The sequence below is a fragment of the Pseudotabrizicola algicola genome (assembly GCF_010915705.1).
Taxonomy (GTDB): Bacteria; Pseudomonadota; Alphaproteobacteria; order Rhodobacterales; family Rhodobacteraceae; genus Pseudotabrizicola; species Pseudotabrizicola algicola.
This window is the reverse complement of the sequence record NZ_JAAIKE010000003.1, coordinates 202,202-217,600: the sequence shown is the minus strand read 5'-3', so window position 1 is coordinate 217,600 and position 15,399 is coordinate 202,202. Positions and strand designations below refer to the sequence as shown.

Annotated in this window: 14 protein-coding genes; 5 read left to right on the top strand and 9 right to left on the bottom strand. The window is 65.3% G+C overall.

Going from position 1 to position 15,399, the window contains the following annotated elements:
* Positions 1-67: 67 nt before the first annotated feature.
* Positions 68-826, top strand: a complete 759-nt coding sequence (locus G3572_RS10720) for an SDR family NAD(P)-dependent oxidoreductase (RefSeq protein WP_164611626.1) — start codon at positions 68-70, stop codon at positions 824-826.
* A 48-nt stretch (positions 827-874) separates the two neighbouring features.
* Here the strand turns inward: G3572_RS10720 and G3572_RS10715 are convergent, their stop codons facing one another.
* Positions 875-1,714, bottom strand: coding sequence for a sugar phosphate isomerase/epimerase family protein (locus G3572_RS10715; RefSeq protein ID WP_164611624.1), 840 nt, complete (start codon positions 1,712-1,714; stop codon positions 875-877).
* A 110-nt stretch (positions 1,715-1,824) separates the two neighbouring features.
* Here G3572_RS10715 and G3572_RS10710 point away from each other — a divergent pair, with 110 nt between their 5' ends.
* Complete coding sequence (locus tag G3572_RS10710; RefSeq protein ID WP_164611622.1) at positions 1,825-2,925, top strand: NADH:flavin oxidoreductase/NADH oxidase; 1,101 nt, start codon at positions 1,825-1,827, stop codon at positions 2,923-2,925.
* 3 nt (positions 2,926-2,928) lie between these two features.
* On the top strand, positions 2,929-3,693 hold the full coding sequence (locus G3572_RS10705; RefSeq protein ID WP_164611620.1) for an SDR family NAD(P)-dependent oxidoreductase: 765 nt from the start codon (positions 2,929-2,931) through the stop codon (positions 3,691-3,693).
* Positions 3,694-3,695: 2 nt separating this feature from the next.
* Here the strand turns inward: G3572_RS10705 and G3572_RS10700 are convergent, their stop codons facing one another.
* Positions 3,696-4,643 (bottom strand): dihydrodipicolinate synthase family protein, encoded by a 948-nt coding sequence (locus G3572_RS10700; protein WP_164611618.1) that lies wholly within the window; start codon positions 4,641-4,643, stop codon positions 3,696-3,698.
* A 47-nt stretch (positions 4,644-4,690) separates the two neighbouring features.
* On the opposite strand from G3572_RS10700, the gene G3572_RS10695 reads away from it, so the two are divergent.
* The gene (locus G3572_RS10695; protein WP_164611617.1) at positions 4,691-5,827 is read left to right on the top strand and encodes an NAD(P)/FAD-dependent oxidoreductase; all 1,137 of its coding nucleotides are present in this window, start codon (positions 4,691-4,693) and stop codon (positions 5,825-5,827) included.
* A gap of 13 nt (positions 5,828-5,840) precedes the next feature.
* On the opposite strand, the gene gcvPB is transcribed toward G3572_RS10695, so the two are convergent.
* From gcvPB to G3572_RS10680, 3 genes are all read right to left on the bottom strand, one after another.
* A complete protein-coding gene (gene gcvPB, locus G3572_RS10690; protein WP_164611615.1) occupies positions 5,841-7,397 on the bottom strand; it encodes an aminomethyl-transferring glycine dehydrogenase subunit GcvPB in 1,557 nt (518 codons plus the stop codon).
* Positions 7,394-8,800 carry an aminomethyl-transferring glycine dehydrogenase subunit GcvPA gene (gene gcvPA / locus G3572_RS10685; protein WP_164611613.1) on the bottom strand — a complete coding sequence of 469 codons (1,407 nt, stop codon included), beginning with the start codon at positions 8,798-8,800 and terminating at the stop codon, positions 7,394-7,396. The genes gcvPB and gcvPA overlap by 4 nt, the downstream gene beginning before the upstream one ends.
* Positions 8,801-8,872: 72 nt before the next feature.
* Complete coding sequence (locus G3572_RS10680; RefSeq protein WP_164611611.1) at positions 8,873-9,988, bottom strand: ATP-NAD kinase family protein; 1,116 nt, start codon at positions 9,986-9,988, stop codon at positions 8,873-8,875.
* A 62-nt stretch (positions 9,989-10,050) separates the two neighbouring features.
* Between G3572_RS10680 and G3572_RS10675 the strand changes: the two genes are divergently transcribed.
* A complete protein-coding gene (locus tag G3572_RS10675) occupies positions 10,051-11,511 on the top strand; it encodes an aldo/keto reductase (protein ID WP_164611609.1) in 1,461 nt (486 codons plus the stop codon).
* Between the two features lie 16 nt (positions 11,512-11,527).
* Here the strand turns inward: G3572_RS10675 and G3572_RS10670 are convergent, their stop codons facing one another.
* Genes G3572_RS10670 through G3572_RS10655 form a run of 4 tightly spaced genes read right to left on the bottom strand, consistent with a single transcriptional unit; the run spans position 11,528 to position 15,370 of the window.
* Positions 11,528-12,505, bottom strand: a complete 978-nt coding sequence (locus G3572_RS10670; RefSeq protein ID WP_164611607.1) for an ABC transporter ATP-binding protein — start codon at positions 12,503-12,505, stop codon at positions 11,528-11,530.
* Complete coding sequence (locus G3572_RS10665; protein WP_164611605.1) at positions 12,502-13,482, bottom strand: ABC transporter ATP-binding protein; 981 nt, start codon at positions 13,480-13,482, stop codon at positions 12,502-12,504. Before G3572_RS10665 ends, G3572_RS10670 begins: the two co-directional genes overlap by 4 nt.
* Positions 13,479-14,396: an ABC transporter permease gene (locus G3572_RS10660; protein ID WP_164611603.1), complete on the bottom strand. Its 918-nt coding sequence runs from the start codon at positions 14,394-14,396 to the stop codon at positions 13,479-13,481. The genes G3572_RS10665 and G3572_RS10660 overlap by 4 nt, the downstream gene beginning before the upstream one ends.
* On the bottom strand, positions 14,393-15,370 hold the full coding sequence (locus G3572_RS10655; protein ID WP_164611601.1) for an ABC transporter permease: 978 nt from the start codon (positions 15,368-15,370) through the stop codon (positions 14,393-14,395). Before G3572_RS10655 ends, G3572_RS10660 begins: the two co-directional genes overlap by 4 nt.
* Positions 15,371-15,399 lie beyond the last annotated feature (29 nt).

Genomic DNA, 15,399 nt, shown 5'->3' with positions numbered 1-15,399 from the left:
CGTTCACATGACGAACAAAAGTGCGACAAACACAGGCACCATAATCCTATCGAAAGCGGCGTGCAATATGAGCGTGATACAAGATCTGGCCGGACGCACGGCTGTTGTGACAGGGGCGGCGGGCGGTTTGGGGCGGGTCATAGCCGAACGGCTGGCTGCCTCTGGCGCGCGCATCGTCGCGCTTGACCTTCCCGAAATGCTAGAGGCGCTTCCCCCGGAATGGGAGGGGGTCGCGGTCGATCTGGCCGATCCGGCAGCACCCGCCCGAATGCAGGCGGTCGCAGCGCGGCTGGGACCGGTTGCCGTGGTGGTCGCCAATGCCGGCCTTGTGCCGCCGTGGCGCGGGGTGACCGAATTGGACGCCGCCGAATGGCACCGTGTGATGACCGTGAACGTCTGGGGCGTCGCCAGCACGCTCGGCAGCTTTGCCGATGCGCTTGCCGCCTCGGGGCATGGCTCTGCCATCATCATGGCCTCGATCAACGGCTTTCGGGCGCATCCCAGACAGATGCTCTACACCGCCTCGAAACACGCGGCGATCGGCGTCATGCGCGCGGCGGCGATGGAACTGGGGCCAAGAGGCGTGCGCGTGAATGCCTTGGCCCCCGGCCCGATCGCCACCGAGGCCCTGATCTCGCGCATCGTCACCCGCCATGAAAACGGGGGTCCGGCGCCCGAGGTGGCGCTGGCCGCGCTGGCCGCGGATACTATGCTGGGCCGCATGGCCACGCCCGAAGATGTCGCCAATCTCGCCCATTTTCTTGCCAGCGATGCCGCCGCCGGATTGACAGGCCATGTCTATCCGGTCGAAGCGGGCCTGCCCTGAACGCATCAAGCCCTGATCCCGCGCAGGCAGGATCAGGGCAAAGGCACCTCAGCCCAGCGGTTTCCAGCCGTGCTGCACCAGAATATCCTTGCTGGCCAGAATGTCGCCATCCGGATCGGCCCCCGGCACCAAGGCATCGGTGATGATCTCGAGCACGGTATCACCCGTATAGCCAATCTCTTTCAGCGCCGCTGCAACCGGGGCCGGATCGACAATGCCGGTGCCAAGCCGCTCGTGCTTGAACTCGCCATAGCCCGAATCCGAGATATGCACGTTCTTGACCAAGGACCCCAGCATACGGATCGCGGCAGCAGGGTCTTCCTTGATGTAGGCCGAGTTGCAGATATCAAAGTTGATGCCCACTTCCGGCCCGATCAGCTTGGCCGTGTCGGCCATGTCCTGCGCGCTCGGCAGGAAGGTAAACGGCACGTTTTCCAGCAGGATCTCCACGCCCGTGCCCTTGGCATAGCGCACCAGTTCCTGCACGCCCTCGACAAACCAGTTCAGCATCCACTCGCGCGGCGGGTTGATCAGCGAGCTGACCGGCCCCGGAATCGCCACCACATAGGGGCAGCTCCATTCGGCGGCGAGATCGATCGCCTCGCGGTAACGGTCCAGCGTATAGGCCCGCATCAGACGGTCCACGCCATTGGGGTTGTTGTCCAGCAGCGGATAGCAGAAAGACGTAAGCCGTGCGCCTTCGCCATTCAGCCAGGCCTTCGTCTCGCGGCGCTGGGTGACGCTCAGTTCACGCGGCCAGCAATGCGGAGGAAAGATCATCATCTCGAAGGCATCGAAGCCCAGACCGCGCAAGTGCTTGAGCGCATCCAGACCATCGCGCGAATACAGAAAGGGAAATGTGCTGGCAGCGACGGGAAGTGCAGTCATGTTCCATGTCCTTTTTGTTTGTCAGGGCTTCACAGCCAGAGCATAATATCGCACATAAGTTCATATATCGCACGAACCATTGGTTCAATCACAAACTTGAAGGAACGAGCATGGCAAGCAGGCTCTTTACCCCCATCGACATTCGCGGCCTGACGGTCCCCAACCGCATCGTGGTGGCCCCGATGTGCCAGTATCAGGCCCATGACGGGGTGCCGTCGGACTGGCACATGGTGCATCTGGGTCAGTTCGCACTGGGCGGCGTGGGCCTGATCATCGCCGAGGCGACGGGCGTCCTGCCCGAGGGCCGCATCACCCCCGGCTGCCCCGGCCTGTGGAACGATGCGCAAGAGGAGGCTTTTGCCAAGGTCGTCGACTTCGTGCATCGCCAAAGCCCGGCCAAGATCGGCATCCAGCTTGCCCATGCCGGACGCAAGGCCAGCACCCTGCCGCCGTGGCAGGGCAGCGGTCCGGCACAGGGCGATGAGGCATGGGAAACCGTCGGTCCCAGCGCCCTGCCCTATCTCGACACATGGCACACCCCCCGCGCGATGGATGAATCCGCGATTGCCGCGCTGATCGCCGCCTTTGCCGACAGCGCAAGGCGTGCGGTGCGCGCGGGGTTTGACCTGATCCAGATTCACGCCGCCCACGGCTATCTGCTGCACCAGTTCATGTCGCCGCTCTCGAACCAGCGGACAGATCGCTACGGCGGCAGTCTGGAAAACCGCCTGCGCCTGACGCTCGAGGTATTCCGCGCCGTGCGCGCCGCCGTGCCGGACGATTACCCGGTGATCCTGCGGCTCTCGGCGACCGACTGGGTCGAAGGCGGCTGGCACGCGGATGAGGCGGTCGCCCTGTCCACTGCCCTGCGTGACGCGGGCTGCGACATGATCGACGTCTCGTCGGGCGGGCTGGACAACCGGCAGAAGATCGTGACCGGACCGGGTTATCAGGTGGGCTTTTCCGCAAAGATCCGCACGGAAAGCGCCATTCCCACGATGGCCGTGGGCCAGATCACCGAAGCGGTGCAGGCCGAAACCATTCTCGCCTCGGGTCAGGCCGACATGATCTCGATCGCGCGCGGCATGCTCTGGGACCCGCACTGGGCATGGCGCGCGGCCTTGGCCCTTGGCGAACAGATCGTGCTGCCCGCGCCCTATGCGCGGTCAAACCCCGCCCTGCGCAACACGCCCTTCATCACAAGGAAGTAACCGATGACCATGCTCGAAGGCCGCACTGTCCTTGTCACCGGCGCCTCCAAGGGGATCGGGGCCGCCATCACCACCGCGATGCTGGATGCGGGCGCGCGGGTGATCGCCCATTACGGCCGCGACCGCGCGGGGGCCGAGGCAGCCATCACCTCTGCCCCCGACCGCGCGCGCCTTGTCTCGGCCGATTTCGCCGATCCGGCCTGTATCCCCGCCTTCTGGGCCGAAGTCTGTGCCGAGGGCCTGCCCGACGTTCTGGTGAACAATGCCGCCATCATGCGGCAGGCGGGCGGCATCGCCGATGACGCCGCCCTGTGGGATGACACATGGGATGAGGCGTGGCGCATCAACGTGCTCGCCCCCGCCCAACTCATGCGCCTTGCGGTGCGCGACTGGCTGGCCGCAGGGCGGCAGGGCGGCATCATCGGCATCGGGTCATGGGTGACGACACGCGGCACCACCAACCCCGGTGCCATCGCCTACGCCGCCACCAAGGCGGCCATCGCGGCCGCCACAAAGACGGTGGCCCGCAACCATGCCAAGGATGGCATCCTCGCCTATGTCATCGCCCCCGGCGTCGTCGCCACGCAGATGAGCGTGGAAAGCGCCGAACGCACCGGCGGCGTTGCCGCCGTCACCGCGCAACTGCCGATGGGCGAATGGGTGCCGCCGCAGGAAATCGCCGAGCTTGCGGTGTTTCTGGCCTCGGGCCGCGCGCGGCATCTCACCGGCGCGACCCTCGACATCAACGGAGCGGCTTACATCAGATGAGCCTATTCAGCGGCCTTCGCGCGCCCTTCGATCTGGTCCACCACACGGTCAAGCTCTGCCATCAGCGGCACCATCGCCGCCACCCGCTCGCGCCCCTCGGCGCCAAGGCTTGCAAAGGTGGTGATGGGCGCGCGCACATCCCCCACCGGATAGCCCGCCGCCGCCGCCAGCGCCTTGGAATAGCACTGGTGCCCATAAAGCGGATGGCCCTTGGTGATGATCGCATCAAACTTCTGGATCAGCGACTGGATCGCCCAGACGTCATCCCACCGGCCCTGCTCGGCATATTCGACGAACTTGACGCTCGCCCGCGGAATGTAGTTGCCATAGGGGTTCACATAGCCCTTGGCCCCCATCTTGTAGCTTTCCAGCACCTGCTGGCCCGCCCAGACATTCATCAGCCCGTCGGATTCGACGATGATCGCGTGGATGCGTTCGATCCGCTGGCTGGCCTCCTTGATATAGCGGATCTGCTCGAAGGATTTCGTCAGCCGCCCCACCAGCTTGGCGCTCATGTCCACGTTGGACGTGAAGGGGTTGTTGTAAAGCATGATCGGCAGATCGCAGCCTTCGCAGATCGCCTTGTAATAGTTGAAGATCTCGTCCTCGGTCGGCGTGTAGTAATAGGGCGGAATGATCATCAGCCCGTCAGCCCCAAGGTCCTGCGCCTGCCGGGAATAGCGCACGGCGTTGGGCGTATAGGCGTTCATCGAGCCGACCAGCACCGGAATGCGTCCGCCGATGTGCTTGACGGTGGCGTCGATAAAGGCCCCGCGCTCGTCATCGGTCAGCGTCAGGAATTCGCCGGTGGTGCCAAGGATGATGATGCCGGGAACGCCGCAGGCCAACTGCCAATCCAGAAACCGCCGCCACGCGGCATAGTCGATTTCAGACCCGTCCTCGGTAAAGGGGGTGATGGTGACAGTGTAACTGCCGCTGAAGGTCTTCATGTCTTTGTCCTTTCTGACGACCGGCGCGAACCGGCACGGGGGTTGTGATGCAACAAAAAGCGGATGTTGTGGTGGTCGGGGGCGGTATCGCTGGCCTTATGACCGCGATGTATCTGGCCGACGGCGGCGCGGATGTGGTCCTGCTCGAGGCGGGGGAACTCGGCGCGCAGGCGTCGGGCGCGAATGCCGGTTCGATCCACCTGCAAATCCAGTATCCCGAATTCGTGGCCTACGGCGAGGCTTGGGCGCGCGCCTATGCGCCCTGCCTGCGGCTTCTGACTGACTCGCTGACGCTGTGGCAGGGCCTGTCCGAGCGTGTGGGCGAGGATTTGCAGGTCAAGCTGGCGGGCGGGCTGGTGGTCGCGCGGACCGATGCCCAGATGCAGGCCATCGCCGCCAAGGCACGGATCGAGGCCGAGGCGGGGGTAGAGACTGTCGTGCTGGATCGCACCGATCTGCGCGCCATCGCGCCCTATCTGGCCGAGGATGCCATCGGCGCAGGCTTCTGCGCCCGTGAAGGCAAGGCCAACCCGCTGCGCGCGACCCCGGCCATCGCTGCCACGGCAGAGCGTGCGGGGGCGAAGATACACCGCCACACCCGCGTGACCGCGATAGAGGCGGGGCCAGAGGGTTACACGGTCAGCACCGACAAGGGCAACCTGACCGCGCGCCGCGTCGTCAATGCGGCGGGCGCGGCGGCGGGGCAGATCGCGGGGATGCTCGGCCTGCGTCTTGGCATCGATGGCTTTCCCCTGCAGGTCACGGTGACCGAACCGATGGCCGCCGCCATTCCGCATCTGGTCTATTCGGCAGTCGGAAAGCTGTCGCTCAAGCAGGTGGCGAACGGCGGGCTGGTGATCGGCGGCGGCTGGCCCGCCGCCGTGCGCGGCGACGGGCTGGTCACCGATCCGCGCAGCCTGACCGGCAACATGGGCATGGCCGCGGGCGTGGTGCCAAGCGTCGCGGGCGTCCGCGCCCTGCGGTCGTGGACCGCATGGGTGAACGGCACGCCGGACTGGCGCCCCATCTTGGGCGAGGCACCGGGCCTGCCGGGCTTCTTCCTCGCGCTGTTCCCTTGGGTCGGCTTCAGCGCCGGACCGATGACGGCCCGCATGACGGCCGACCTTGTTCTGGGTCGGCCGCCTTCGCTGCCGCTCAAGGGCATCTCGGTCCTCGCGGACTAGGCGCAGCATGGGGTCAGGCCGCGCCCTGTGCTGCGGCCTGATCCCGCTTGCGCAGATAGGCGCGCCACGTCATCGCCCATTTCGACGGGTTCTCGAACGCATCGCCCTTGACCTGCGCAATCGGCTGGTTGTGCGGGGCCGTGCGCACCAGTTCGGGGTTCTCCCGCGCCTCCTGCATGATCTTGGCAAGCACATCGATCCACAGGTCGATATCTTCCTTCGACCACAACTCCCCCGCTTCCGGCGTGAAGGGCTGCGGCACGATCCACGGCTCGTGGCTCATCCACCACGGGTCGATGCCGTAATCGGCCATGCGGTTGGCAATCTCCACCGTCCCGATCCCGGTTTCCTCATGCAGCGGCGCGAGTGACCAGCGGGTCATCTCCATCCGCCGCTTGGTCACATCGGGATTGGACCGCTCAATGCCGGGCAGCTTGGCCAGACGGTGATCCATGTAGTTGTTGGCCACGACAGAGATATCGCTGGCAAGCTGGATCCCCTCGGCCCCCATCGCACGGGCCCAGGCATAGGCCTTCACCACCTGCGGGACATTGCCCCAGAACTCGCGGATCTTGCCGCAGGACTTAGGCCGATCCTCGTCCAGCACATAGCGATCCCCCTGCTTGGCCACCACCGGCGCAGGCATATAGGGCGCAAGCTCGGCCGAGCAGCCGAAGGCCCCCACGGCGGGCCCGCCCCCGGCTTTCGGCGCACCGAAGGTCTTGTGCAGCATGAACATGCAGGCATCGAACCCCAGCTCGCGCGCCGAAAGCTTGCCCATCACCCCGTTGAAATTGGCGTGGTCATAGAAACACAGCGCGCCGACATCCTTGGCCGCCTGCACCCATTCGCGGATTTCCGGGTTGTAGATCCCCATGTCATCCGGGTTGTTCAGCATGATGAGCGCCGTCCGCTCGCTCAGCGCCGCCTTCAGCGCCTCGAGCGAGGGATAGCCATTCTCCTCCAGCGGCAGGTTGATGACGGTAAAGCCCGCCGCCGCCGCCGTGGCCGGATTGCACGGATGCGCCTGAATGCTGGTCACCATCTCGGTGCGCTGGCCCAACTGCCCGCGATCGGCCCAATAGGCCCGCGCTACCGCCGTCATCGTATAGGCGGCATCCGCGCCGCCCCCCGGCTGGAACACGAACTGATCCATCCCCGACAGCGATTGCAGGATGCCATCAAAGTCATGCATGATTTCCAGCACACCCTGCAGCGTGTCGGGGTGCTGGTAGGGATGCACCTCGGCGATCTGGGGCCGCCATGTCGCAAACTCCGATGTCTTGGAATTATACTTCATGGTGCAGGTGCCAAACAGGCTGACCCCCATCATGCCCAGCGTCATCTGGCTCAGGTGCAGGTAATGCCGCTGCGCCTCGAACTCCGTGATCTCGGGCAGCACAGGGCGGTCCTTGCGCCGCATCGCTTCCGGCACGGGGTTGTCTCCGACCGCCTCGGCAATTTCGGCTTCCGGCGCCGGAAACAACTGGCCGCGCCCGCCGGGGCGGCCAAGCTCCATCACCACGGGCTCATCCCATTTTGCGGCGTGAAAATTGGGCAGACGGGTCATTTCAACACCTCCGAAAGAGTTTGTGCGGCGCGGCGCAGGTCAGCGGCGCTGTGAACCTCGGTCACGCACCACAGGGCAGACTGGCCAAGGCCCAGCCCTTCGCCCGAAAGATCCTTGCCCCCGAAAATGCCCCGGGCGCGCAGACGGTCATTGATCTCGGCCACGCTCAGGCCGGTTTCGTCAAAGTTCACCACGAATTCCTTGAACGTGGTGTCAGGCCAATGCACCCGCACCCCCGGCACCTCGGCCAGCAGCTTTGCCGCATAGCGCGCGCGGGAGATGATCAGCCGCCCCACCTCGGCAAATCCGTCAGGTCCTAGCAGGCTCATGTAAACCGCGCCGGCGATGGCCCACAGATAGGTGGAATTGCCGGTCCAGTCATTGCCATGCTCGCGCTGGCCGTAAGAGTTCTGGTGCGGGCAGGCCAAGCCAAAGCCAAGCTGCCCCGGCTGCACCGTTTCGGCCACCGACACCAGAAAGCCGTTATACTGATGCACATATTCCGGCTCGTCGCGCGAGGCGATAAAGCCGCCCACCCCGCCGCCGCAATTCATATGCACACCGAGGGGCTGCACAGGGCCGGTGACGATATCGGCCCCATAATCGCCGGGCGCGGTCATGACGCCAAGGCTGATCGGATCGACGCCCACGATCGTCTCCGCCCCCGCCGCCCGCGTCAGGCGGGCAATCTGGGCGGCTTCGGTTTCGATGGTGCCCAGATAGGCCGGATTTTCAAAATACACCGCCGCCACATCTGGCCCCAGCTTGCCCCGCAGATCGGCCAGATCAAGCCGCCCCGTCGCGGCATCCGGCTCCACCAGCACAATCTCGATCGCGCCATCCATCTCTTGCGGCTGGCAATAGGTGCGGATCACCGACAGGCGTTCAGGATCAGACAGCCGCGCAAGCAGCACCTTGTTGCGCCCCGTCTTGCGCGCTGCCATGCGGATGGCATGGCCGATGGCACAGCCCCATGAATAAACAGGCAGTTGCACCACATCGAGGTTCAAGAGCGCGCCAAGCTGCGACGAGAACTCGAACCACGCCTGATTGCGCCCGTGGTCCGACTGGTAGCTGCCCCAGACGTTGGTCGCAAACTCGGTGCGCCCCACAATCTCGTCGACAATCGCCGGAACATGGTGCTGCCAGACCCCCGCGCCAAGAAAGCTCAGGTTCTCCTCGCAGGTCGCATTCTTGCGCAGCTTGCCCAGCAGGTCGCGCTTCAACTCCATCTCCGACGCAAGCTGCGGCGGCAGGTTCAGCGGCGTCTTGCGGAAATGGTCCTGCGGAATCTGCTCCAACACCTCGGCAAGGTTCGCCGCACCGATCTCGGCCAGCATCGCCTCCAGCATCCCCGGTGCGGAATTGGCCATCCAGGGATGGGCTCGGGTTGGTCCCGTCATCACGCGCTCCTTTACTGTGAAAATTCATTGGCGCGATTATTGCACAAAAGTTCTCTGTGCGCACAAGTCCTTTTATGCCGCCGCGCCAATTCGCATCAGCCTTCGCTGCCTCGGGCCGGTGTGGACCTGCACAAAACCTGTCAAATCCGCATCAAGCGCAGGCGCGCCGGTATCGACCCACAGCATCGGCTGCGCCAAGGCACCCAGCTTTTCCGCCGTGGCCAGCACGATAAGCCCCTCCCGTCCGGCCTGTGCGATCAGGCCAGCCGAAATCGTCTGGTTGCCCCGGCCCAGCAAGAACCCCTGCTGCCCCGTGACCCCGAGAATGATCCTCACCCTGCGACCCTGCGCCAGCCGCTCCAGATCGGCAGAGCGTGCGTCGCGTGCCAGCATCTTCCCGTCCAGCATGGCATCGGTGCCAAGCAGACTGGGCCGATGCCCCGCCGCAAGCGCCACCGCCCCCGCACTGGTGCCGGGACCGATCAGATACAACACGCCCGCTTCCATTCCGCGCGCAATCTCGGCGGCAGCACCGGCAAGCGCCGCTGCCGCATCCTGACGTGGCCCGCCCTTTGCCGCCTGCATCCGGCTGCGCAAACGCGGCACGCGCGCCAACCCATACAGGCGCGGAGCCAAGCGTCCGGCCCGCAAGATATCTTCGTCGATATCCATGATCTCGGCAGAATCATCCCACTGCACCCCGCCCTGCGCCGTACAAAGATCGGCCAAGGCCGCCCCCGCCGCCTCGGGCGAGATGGCAAAGACGCCCGAATGCATCTTGACCCCGCACGGAATGCCCAGAAGGCCACGGCCTTGCGGCAGAACGGCTGCAACGTCGCGCGCGGTGCCATCGCCACCGGCAAAAACCAGCAGGTCGCAATCGGCCAAGGCCAGAACCGCCGCGCGCGTGTCATGCGCGGTTCCGCGCCGCTCGGGCAGGGGCGCGATGCTGGGCCGCAGATCAAGCCCGGCGGCCCAATCTGCCCCGAGCGGCCCCGGCGCGACCGATATCGCGCATCCCGGAACCCGCGCTGCCAGCCGCGTCAGCGCCCGCCGCGCCCGCAGCCCCGCCTGCGGCTCGGCCCCGCGCCGCAGCGCCTCGGCCACCGTATCGGCCCCGTCGGTGCCCTTCAGCCCGACCGCCCCGCCAAGACCCGCCACAGGATTGACCACCAAACCGATCTTCATACGCCCCCCTTGCCTTGGCGTTCAATATGCGCACAGTTGTGCGAAAATTACAGGGGGCAATCATGCAAACACCGCCACATGTCACACTCGGCCACAGGGTGCAGATTCGCCGTATGGTCACGGGTTTGTGGCAGATCGCCGATCAGGAGCGCGACGGCCGCCACCTCGATCTCGATGCCGCCGCCGAGTCGCTGGCAACCTATGCGCGCAGCGGATTCGACAGCTTTGACATGGCCGATCACTACGGCAGCGCCGAAATCGTGGCCGGAATGGTCCACAAGGCCATGCGTCAGGCAGGCGAGACCCCGCCGACGATCCTGACCAAATGGTGCCCGCCCCCCGGCCCGATGGACGCAGGCACAGTCCGCGCCGGGGTGGAACGCGCGCTGGACCGGCTGGGCCTCGACTGCATCGACGTGATGCAGTTCCACTGGTGGCGCTATGAGGATCAGACCTATCTCGAGGCGCTCCGCCATCTGGCCGCGCTTCGGCAGGAAGGGCTGATCCGCGAGATCGGGCTGACCAACTTTGACGCCGCCCATCTGCGGATGCTGCTGATGCACGGGCTGCCCATCGCATCCAATCAGGTGTGCTTTTCCATGCTGGACCGGCGCGCGCGCACCGACATGGCCGAAGTCGCCGCCGAACACGGGGTCTCCATCCTCGCCTTCGGCAGCATGGCGGGGGGTTTTCTGTCGCAGCGCAACCTCGGCGCGCCGGAACCCGCCGACATCGCCGACTGGAGCCGGATGAAATACAAACGCTTCATCGACACCGCAGGCGGCTGGGGCCGGTTCCAGACCCTCCTGACGGTTCTGGACACAGTGGCCGAACGGCACGGGGCGTCAATTTCCAACATCGTCACCGCCTGGACACTGGCCCAGCCGGGCATTTCCGCCTGCATCATCGGCACAAGGCTGACAGAGGCCGACCACCGCAGCGACAACCTGCGCGCCCTCTCGCTGACGCTGACAGCGCAAGACCATGCCGAGATCGAACAGGCGCTTGCCACCCTCTCGCCCATCCCCGGTGACTGCGGCGACGAATACCGCAAGCCCCCGTTTCTCACCGCCTCCGGAGATCTGAGCCACCATCTCGACGCGCTGCCGCCGCCCTTTCCCGTCGTCTCCCGTCAGGGCCGCGCCCATGCCGAATCCGGCAGCATCTGGGAAACCAAGGCCGGATTTTCGCGTGGCGTGCGCAGCGGATCGCGCATCCTCGTCAGCGGCACCACCGCCACGGCCCCCGACGGCACCACGGTCTGCCCCGATGATGCAAGCGGTCAGGCGCTTTTCGCCTTCGACAAGGTGAAGGCGGCCATCGTCTCGCTCGGCGGGCGCGAGGAAGACGTGGTGCGCACCCGCATCTACCTGCGCCATGTCCGCGACTGGGAAGCTGTCTCTGCCGCCCATGCCCGGGCCTTTGGCGCGGCACGCCCGGCCAATACCCTGATCGGCGGTGTCGATCTGGTGGGAGAGTATCTGGTCGAGGTCGAGGCCGAAGCCGAGGTTGCCCCTTCCTGACCGGAAGGGGCCGCGTTCAGGCAGCGGATTGCGCCGCGATCTCTTCGGCACGGTGGCAGGCCACGCGTGATCCGCCAAATTCGCGCAACTCCGGCCGCTCCTTGCGGCACAGGTCCACCGCAAAGGGACAGCGCGGGTTGAACGCACAGCCCGGCGGCGGCGAGATCGGGTCCGGCACCTCGCCCTTGGGCAGATCAATCTCGCGCGTGCGCCCGTCCATCAGCGGCGCCGCCGCAAGCAGCATCTGGGTATAGGGGTGCCGGGGCCGCGCGAAAAGCTGCGCAGGCGTGGCCTCTTCCATCAGGCGACCCAGATACAGAACCCCGATCCGGTCCGCCATGTGGCGAACGACCGTCAGATCGTGGCTGATGAACATATAGGTCAGGCCCAGTTCATCCCGCAGATCGCTCATCAGGTTCAGAACCTGCGCCTGCACCGAGACATCGAGGGCAGAGGTCGGCTCGTCACAGATGATCAGCCGCGGGTTCGCCGCCAGCGCACGGGCGATGCAGATACGCTGCCGCTGCCCGCCGGAAAACTCGTGCGGGAACTTTTCGGCATCCTCGGCAGACAGGCCCACCTGTTCCAGCAAGCGCTCGGCCAGCCCCGCCGTCTCACCGCCAGCCACCACCACAGGCTCACAGATGATCCGGCGCACCCGCCAGCGCGGGTTCAGACTGGCATAGGGGTCCTGAAAGATCATCTGGATGCCCGCCGCCTTGCGCGCCGAAGGGTCGGCGTGCAGGTCGGCCCCCGCCACCCTCACCTGCCCCTCGCTCGGCGTCATCAGGCCCGCCAGCATCCGCCCGATCGTCGACTTGCCGGACCCGCTTTCACCGACCAACGCATAAACCGCGCCTTCCTCGATCTGGAACGATACATCCGACACTGCAACCAGATTGCGGCGCGGCAGGCGTTCGATCACACGGTTGAGCCAGGGCTTTGACACATCAAAGCTGCGGCCAAGATGGGACACTTCGACAAAGGCGGTCATGCGGGATGCTCCATCGGGAACCAGCAGGCGGCGCGACCCTGCGGATCATCGGCAAGTGTGGGCGGCGGATCAACGCGGCATTTATCGGCCGCGCGCGGGCAGCGCGGGTTGAACGCACAGCCGGGCGGAATGCGCGACGGGCGCGGCATGGCCCCGGGGATCTGGCGCAACCGCCGCTGCCCGATGGAGAGTGACGGCATCGCACCCATCAGCCCGTCCGCATAGGGATGCCGTGGCGCATGGATCACCGACCGCACCGGCCCGAGTTCGGCCAGACGCCCGGCATACATCACCGCCACCCGGTCAGCGGCCTCGGCGATCACGCCCATATCATGCGTCACCAGCATCACCGCAGTGCCACGGTCGCGGCAGAGCCGCCGCAGCAGCGCGATGATCTGCGCCTGCACCGACACATCCAGCGCCGTCGTCGGCTCGTCCGCAATCACCAGACTCGGCTCGGCGCACAGCGCCAGTGCGATCACAACACGCTGCCGCATCCCGCCCGAAAACTCGTGCGGATAGCTGTTCAACCGTTCCGCAGCGGCGGGAATACCCACCTCTTCCAACGCGGCCACCGCACGGTCCCGCGCCTGTGCCGCGCTCATCGGCAGGTGTTCGCGGATCGTCTCGGTCAACTGGTCGCCAATCTGCAACAGCGGGTTGAGCGAGGTGAGCGGGTCCTGAAACACCATCCCGATCTGGCGGCCCCGGATGCGGCGCAGATCATCGGGCGGCAGGTTGTCGATGCGGTTGCCGTTCAACCACACTTCCCCCGATGCGATATGCGCGGGCCGGTCCAGCAGACCGATGATGGCATTGCCCGCCATCGACTTTCCGGCCCCGCTTTCGCCCACCACGCCAAGGATTTCCCCCGGCGCGATGTCATAGCTGATGCCGTTCACCGGACGGCTGATGCCGGCGCGGGACGGGATCGCAACCACAAGGTTGCGCACGGACAGAACAGGAGGAGGTGTCATTTCAGCCTCGGATTCAGGGCATCGCGCAGCCAGTCACCCAGAGAGTTGACGGCCAGCGCCAGCGCCAGCAGCGTGGCGGCGGGGAACAGCAGAATCCACCACTCGCCGGAAAACAGGAAGGTCTGCCCGATGCGGATCAGCGTGCCAAGGCTTGGCTGCGTCGGTGGCGCGCCCACCCCCAGAAAACTCAGCGTGGCTTCGGCGATGATGGCCAGCGCCAGCGAGATGGTGGCAATCACCAGAATGGGGTTCAGCACATTCGGCAGGATATGCAGCACCATGATCGCCACCGGCTTGCGCCCGATCAGCCGCGCGGCCTGCACATAGTCGCGGTTCTTCTCCACCATCGTGGCCCCGCGCACCACACGGGCAAAGGGCACCCAGTCCGACAGGCCAATAGCAATGATCAGCACCCAGATCGCCATCTGGTCGCGGTATTGCGGCGCGATGATGCCCTTGGCGATGCCAAAGATCAGCATAGCCACCAGAATGGCCGGAAAGGTCAGCTGGATATCGGCCACCCGCATGATGAAGCCATCGACACGGCCCCCGACATAGCCCGCGATCAGCCCCAGCGTCACGCCCAGCACCATCGCGAACAGCACCGCCGAAACGCCGACAAACAGCGACACGCGCAAACCGTAAAGGATGGTCGAAAACACATCGCGCCCCTGATCGTCGGCACCCAGCAAGAACACCTGTCCGGTGAAGGCGTTCGGCGTCATCGGGGCGGAAAACCCGTTCATCAGGTTCAGGCTGGCCGAGTTGAACGGATCGAACGGCGCGATCAGCGGCGCGGCAATGGCCGCCCCGACCAGAAGCAGCGTGACCAGCGCCGATAGGATCGCGGTGGGCGAATGCCGGAACTTCCAGCCGAAATCCGAATGCCAGAACGCGGAAAAGCTGCGGATCATGCCTTTACCCTCTCAATGCTCAACCGCGGATCGATCGCAAAATACAGCAGGTCCACAACCAGATTGATGCTGACGAACAGCACCGAAATCAGCATCAGATAGGCCGCCATCACCGGAATATCGACGAACTGCACCGCGTTGATGAACAAAAGCCCCATGCCCGGCCACTGGAACACGGTTTCGGTGATGATGGAAAACGCGATGATGCTGCCCATCTGCAACCCCGTCACCGTGATAACGGGCACCAGCGTGTTCTTCAGCGCGTGGCGAAAGTTGATCGACCGCTCGCGCAGCCCCCGCGCGCGGGCAAAACGGATGTAATCCTGCCGCAGCACCTCGAGCATTTCAGACCGCACGATCCGCATGATCAGCGTCATCTGGTAGAGCCCAAGCGTGATCGCAGGCAGGATCAGCGCGACCAGCCCCGATTGCGTCAGAAAGCCGGTCGTCCAGCCGCCCACCCGCACCGTCTCGCCGCGGCCAAAACTGGGCAGCCATTCCAGCTGCACCGACAAGACATAGATCAGCAGGATTCCGATCAGGAAGGTGGGCAAGGACACCCCCACCAGCGACAGCGTCATGATCGTGCTGGAAACCAGACTGTCCCGCTTGATCGCGGTGATAACCCCCAGCCCGATACCGAACACCAGCGCCATCACACCCGACACCGCCGCCAGTTCCAGCGTGGCCGGCGCGCGCTCGGCGATGATGTCGGCCACGGGCCGCCCCTGCCGGTAGCTGACCCCGAAATCCCCCTGCGCCGCATTGCGCAGGAACACCGCGTATTGCACGAAGACCGACCGGTCCAGCCCCAGTCGCTCGCGCAGGTCGGCAATGTCGGCCTGCGTGCGTTCCTGCCCCAGCATGTTGTTCACCGGATCGCCGATGAAGCGGAACATGCCGAAAGACACCGCTCCGACCACCAGAAGGACAACGACCGACTGGAACAGCCGGCGAATGAGGAATGCGAGCATCAGGGTTTTCTCGAATGAAAAGGACAAAA

Coding starts and splice junctions, on each gene's coding strand:
- G3572_RS10720 (WP_164611626.1), top strand. CDS start 68: ATGAGCGTGATACAAGATCTGGCCGGACGCACGGCTGTTGTGACAGGG.
- G3572_RS10715 (WP_164611624.1), bottom strand. CDS start 1,714: ATGACTGCACTTCCCGTCGCTGCCAGCACATTTCCCTTTCTGTATTCG.
- G3572_RS10710 (WP_164611622.1), top strand. CDS start 1,825: ATGGCAAGCAGGCTCTTTACCCCCATCGACATTCGCGGCCTGACGGTC.
- G3572_RS10705 (WP_164611620.1), top strand. CDS start 2,929: ATGACCATGCTCGAAGGCCGCACTGTCCTTGTCACCGGCGCCTCCAAG.
- G3572_RS10700 (WP_164611618.1), bottom strand. CDS start 4,643: ATGAAGACCTTCAGCGGCAGTTACACTGTCACCATCACCCCCTTTACC.
- G3572_RS10695 (WP_164611617.1), top strand. CDS start 4,691: ATGCAACAAAAAGCGGATGTTGTGGTGGTCGGGGGCGGTATCGCTGGC.
- gcvPB (WP_164611615.1), bottom strand. CDS start 7,397: ATGACCCGTCTGCCCAATTTTCACGCCGCAAAATGGGATGAGCCCGTG.
- gcvPA (WP_164611613.1), bottom strand. CDS start 8,800: ATGACGGGACCAACCCGAGCCCATCCCTGGATGGCCAATTCCGCACCG.
- G3572_RS10680 (WP_164611611.1), bottom strand. CDS start 9,988: ATGAAGATCGGTTTGGTGGTCAATCCTGTGGCGGGTCTTGGCGGGGCG.
- G3572_RS10675 (WP_164611609.1), top strand. CDS start 10,051: ATGCAAACACCGCCACATGTCACACTCGGCCACAGGGTGCAGATTCGC.
- G3572_RS10670 (WP_164611607.1), bottom strand. CDS start 12,505: ATGACCGCCTTTGTCGAAGTGTCCCATCTTGGCCGCAGCTTTGATGTG.
- G3572_RS10665 (WP_164611605.1), bottom strand. CDS start 13,482: ATGACACCTCCTCCTGTTCTGTCCGTGCGCAACCTTGTGGTTGCGATC.
- G3572_RS10660 (WP_164611603.1), bottom strand. CDS start 14,396: ATGATCCGCAGCTTTTCCGCGTTCTGGCATTCGGATTTCGGCTGGAAG.
- G3572_RS10655 (WP_164611601.1), bottom strand. CDS start 15,370: ATGCTCGCATTCCTCATTCGCCGGCTGTTCCAGTCGGTCGTTGTCCTT.